At 56.9% G+C, this 1,828-nt stretch carries 1 pseudogene; it reads left to right on the top strand.

Annotated elements, in window-relative coordinates:
* The first annotated feature begins 95 nt into the window (after window positions 1-95).
* Window positions 96-1,747 (top strand): annotated as a pseudogene (locus PKO02S_RS31935) (IS1634 family transposase).
* Window positions 1,748-1,828: the final 81 nt, after the last annotated feature.

Raw genomic sequence — 1,828 nt, 5'->3', positions numbered from 1 at the left:
CTCACATTCCGCACCCCTATGACTCTGAAAATGGCGAATTTTGGTGTATGCTAGAGTCATAGAATCGAGAGTCGGGTCGGGAGCGGATGAGGAACATGCAAGTCGAAAATTTCTATGAAGTCGGTTATCTGCCGTTACTCAGCGGTCTCATGAACGATCTGGGGCTGCGTCGAAAAATCGATGAGCTCGTACCGGTGGACCGGCAGTGCCAGACGACCGCTGGCGAAGCGGTCCAATTGCTAGTGCTCGACATGCTGAGCGGCCGAAATGCGTTGATGAATGTGGACAAATGGGCTGCAGAGCAGGATCTGGATCAACTGCTCCGTCCTGGCTTGCAGGCATCATGGTTTAATGACGACGCACTCGGTCGCCACCTGGACCGGTTGCATGAAGCGGACATCCACCAGGTCTACTCGACGTTCCAATTGCACGTGTACCAACACGAGCGCATCCCGATGAACGTATTTCATGGCGACACGACGAGTATGTCCGTCTACGGCGCGTACACGAAACCGAGCCAGGCGTTGCAGATTGTCGAAGGCTATAGCCGGGATCGGCGAGGCACCAAGCAAATCCAGTTCGGGTTGATCGGCAACGCCGACGGGATTCCCCTCTACGGCGATGTACACGACGGGAACACCTCCGACAAAACCTGGAATCCGGACGTCCTGGAGAAACTTCACGCGCAGTGCGCCGCCGTGAAGCTGAAGGATTTTGTCTACGTCGCCGATTCGGCGGCGATGAGCAAGTCGACCCTCGATGCCGCCCAACGCGCGAACGCCTACCTCCTGACCCGTGCGCCGAACCAACTGAAGATCGTCAAAGCGGCGCTGACGTCTGCCGATGCAGCGGAAGCATCGTGGTCCGAGCCGGTGTCGTTCGTCTCGTCCAAGGATGGCGCTACATACCGCTGGTTCGCTGCGGAAGCCGAGCATGAGAGCCATGCACTCCGCCTGATCGTGGTCGAGTCCAGCGCGCTGGACAAGAAAAAGGAAAACACGTTAACCCGCGAACGGGAGGCGGAATGCGATCGGCTGACGCAAGCCGTCAAGAAAGCCGCCCAAACGCCGTTTCATTGCCGGACGGATGCGGAACAAGCCGCCGAAGCCTTCCGGGAGGAGCAATCGTCCCGGTTTCATCAGGTGGACGTGACCGTTTGCCCGCAGGAACGCGTTCGCAAAAAACGCGGACGTCCGAAGCAAGGCGAGGTTCCCCCAGTCGATACGGTCTACGTGTACAGGCTACCATCACGCCGGACGAAGCGCGGTTTCAGGAAGCGCGCCGACGGGCATCCCGCTTTGTGTTGGCCACCACTATACCATCCGAGTGGCGAGGGGAAACGATGGACGGAAGCAAGCTGCTCGGCATGTATAAAGGGCAGATTCACATTGAAATGAATTTCTCCTTTTTGAAGGACCCGGTATACACCGATGAAATCTATCTGAAGAAGCCGGAGCGTGTGAAGGTGCTGGGGTACTTGTTCTTGTTGGCGCTCACCGTCTACCGCGTGTTTCAGCGACGCATTCGACAGCACATTACCGAGCAAAACCCGATGCACGGCTCAGGTGGCCGCATCTTGCGTAAGCCCACGGCCGCCGCCATCTTCCAAATCTTCAAGTACCGCAAGATCATCGTGTTTCGTATGCCAGATGGCACCCGTACCCGACAATTCGTCCGTCCCTCGACCAAAGAGGAGAAGCGCGTGTTGACCAGTCTCGGCTTGGACGAATCGGTGTATCTCGGCTAATCGAATCCTCTTGTCTCCGCGATGGTTTTCCGTTTGGAACCATCGCTACCTCTGTTTAACGGCTTGTTTACCCCTAAAAAA

Source organism: Paenibacillus koleovorans NBRC 103111, assembly GCF_004000845.1.
In the GTDB taxonomy this organism is placed as follows: Bacteria; Bacillota; Bacilli; order Paenibacillales; family NBRC-103111; genus Paenibacillus_AA; species Paenibacillus_AA koleovorans.
This window is presented reverse-complemented; position numbering and strand designations above follow the sequence as displayed.